This is a genomic window from Streptomyces sp. NPDC002573 (assembly GCF_042889625.1).
Lineage (GTDB): Bacteria > Actinomycetota > Actinomycetes > Streptomycetales > Streptomycetaceae > Streptomyces > Streptomyces gibsoniae.
This window is the reverse complement of record NZ_JBIARC010000219.1, coordinates 1-2,754: the sequence shown is the minus strand read 5'-3', so window position 1 is coordinate 2,754 and position 2,754 is coordinate 1. Positions and strand designations below refer to the sequence as shown.

The following is a 2,754-nucleotide window of genomic DNA, read 5'->3' as shown; positions in this document are numbered from 1 at the left end:
GAGTCCCACGGTCCCGCACTTGTCGCGACGCTGGAGGGCCTTCCCGCCGGCGTGCCGATCACCACGGACATGGTGGCGGATCACCTCGCGCGGCGGCGGCTGGGCTATGGGCGCGGTGCGCGGATGAAGTTCGAGCGTGACGAGGTCACGTTCCTGGGTGGCGTCCGGCACGGTCTCACCCTGGGCTCCCCGGTGGCGGTCATGGTCGGGAACACCGAGTGGCCCAAGTGGGAGCAGGTCATGGCGGCCGACCCGGTGGACCCCGAGGTGCTGGCGGGACTGGCCCGCAACGCGCCGCTGACCCGGCCGCGGCCCGGGCACGCCGATCTCGCCGGTATGCAGAAGTACGGGTTCGACGAGGCGCGGCCGATCCTGGAGCGTGCGTCGGCCCGTGAGACCGCGGCGCGTGTGGCGCTCGGCGCGGTGGCCCGGTCGTACCTGAAGGAGACCGCGGGCATCGAGATCGTCTCGCACGTCGTCGAACTGGCGTCGACGAAGGCCCCGTACGGTGTCTACCCGACCCCGGCCGACGTGGCGAAGCTGGACGCCGACCCGGTGCGCTGCCTGGACGCGGACACGTCGAAGGCGATGGTCGCGGAGATCGACCAGGCCCACAAGGACGGCGACACCCTCGGCGGAGTGGTCGAGGTCCTCGCCTACGGCGTGCCCGTCGGCCTCGGCTCGCACGTCCACTGGGACCGCCGGCTCGACGCGCGGCTCGCCGCCGCGCTGATGGGCATCCAGGCGATCAAGGGCGTCGAGGTCGGCGACGGCTTCGAGCTGGCCCGGGTGCCGGGCTCCAAGGCCCACGACGAGATCGTCACGACGGCCGACGGCATCAAGCGGGCGACCGGTCGCTCCGGCGGCACCGAGGGCGGTCTGTCCACCGGCGAGCTGCTGCGCGTCCGCGCCGCGATGAAGCCCATCGCGACCGTGCCCCGCGCGCTGCGGACCGTCGACGTCTCCAGCGGCGAGCCGACGCAGGCGCACCACCAGCGTTCCGACGTGTGCGCGGTCCCGGCGGCCGGCATCGTCGCCGAGGCGATGGTCGCGCTCGTCCTCGCGGACGCGGTGGCGGAGAAGTTCGGCGGCGACAGCGTGCCGGAGACCCGCCGTAACGTGCGGTCCTACCTCGACGCTCTGGAGATCCGGTGAGCGCGGCCCCCGCGGTCGTCCTCGTCGGCCCGATGGGGGTGGGAAAGTCCACCGTCGGGCAGCTGCTGGCCGAGCGGCTGGGCGTCGGCTACCGGGACACGGACGACGACATCGTGGCCGAGCAGGGCCGCAGCATCGCGGACATCTTCGTGGACGAGGGCGAGTCCTTCTTCCGCGCGCTCGAGAAGCAGGCCGTGCGGCGGGCGGTCGCCGAGCACCACGGTGTGCTGGCCCTGGGCGGCGGCGCGGTCCTCGACGAGGACACCCGCGAACTGCTGGCCGGACAGCGGGTGGTCTACCTCTCGATGGACGTCGAGGAGGCGGTGCGGCGCACCGGCCTCAACACGGCCCGCCCCCTGCTCGCCGTCAACCCGCGCCGTCAGTGGCGTGAGCTGATGGAGGCACGCCGCCATCTGTACGAAGAGGTCGCCACGGCCGTCGTGTCCACCGACGCCCGGAGCCCCGAAGAGGTGACCCGAGCCGTTTTGGACGCAGTGGAGTTGAAGGAAGCATGAGCGAGGCAGTGACGCGGATCCGGATCGGCGGTACCGCGGGCACCGACCCCTACGAAGTCCTGGTGGGCCGTCAACTCCTGGGTGAGCTGGCCGGTTTGATCGGTGACCGGGTCAAGCGGGTCGCCGTGATCCACCCGGAGGCGCTGACCGGGACGGGCGAGGCGCTGCGCGCCGACCTCGCCGGTCAGGGCTTCGAGGCGATCGCCGTCCAGGTCCCGAACGCCGAGGAGGCCAAGACCGCCGAGGTCGCCGCCTACTGCTGGAAGGCGCTGGGCCAGTCCGGCTTCACCCGCACCGACGTCATCGTCGGCGTGGGCGGCGGCGCGACCACCGACCTGGCCGGGTTCGTGGCCGCGACCTGGCTGCGCGGAGTGCGCTGGATCGCCGTCCCGACCACCGTGCTGGCCATGGTGGACGCGGCGGTTGGCGGCAAGACCGGGATCAACACCGCCGAGGGCAAGAACCTGGTGGGCGCCTTCCACCCGCCCGCGGGAGTGCTGTGCGACCTCGCCGCCCTGGACTCCCTGCCGGTCCACGACTACGTGTCCGGTCTCGCCGAGGTCATCAAGGCCGGTTTCATCGCCGACCCGGTGATCCTGGACCTGATCGAGGAGGACCCGCAGGCGGCCCGTACCCCGGCCGGCCCGCGCACCGCCGAGCTGATCGAGCGCTCCATCAGGGTCAAGGCCGAAGTGGTCTCGGCGGACCTGAAGGAGTCCGGCCTGCGGGAGATCCTCAACTACGGGCACACGCTCGGCCACGCGATCGAGAAGAACGAGCGCTACCAGTGGCGCCACGGCGCCGCCGTCGCCGTCGGCATGCACTTCGCCGCCGAACTCGGGCGGCTGGCGGGCCGCTTGGACGACGCCACGGCCGACCGCCACCGGACGATCCTCGAATCGGTCGGCCTGCCGCTCAACTACCGCTACGACCAGTGGCCCAGGCTGCTGGAGACCATGCGGGTCGACAAGAAGTCCCGCGGCGACCTGCTCCGCTTCATCGTGCTGGACGGTCTGGCCAGGCCGACCGTGCTGGAGGGCCCGGACCCGGCGGTGCTGCTGGCCGCGTACGGCGAAGTGGGCCA

General features: G+C 72.4%; 3 protein-coding genes. All 3 read left to right on the top strand.

From position 1 onward, the window contains the following. Positions 1-1,155, top strand: a 1,155-nt coding sequence (gene aroC / locus ACFYX0_RS47360; protein WP_388981940.1) for a chorismate synthase, incomplete at its 5' end; no start/stop codon positions are given. Positions 1,156-1,187: 32 nt separating this feature from the next. Then, complete coding sequence (locus ACFYX0_RS47355) at positions 1,188-1,670, top strand: shikimate kinase (RefSeq protein ID WP_388981943.1); 483 nt, start codon at positions 1,188-1,190, stop codon at positions 1,668-1,670. Further along, on the top strand, positions 1,667-2,754 hold a 1,088-nt coding region (aroB, locus tag ACFYX0_RS47350), incomplete at its 3' end, for a 3-dehydroquinate synthase (protein ID WP_388981937.1). The genes ACFYX0_RS47355 and aroB, both read left to right, overlap by 4 nt.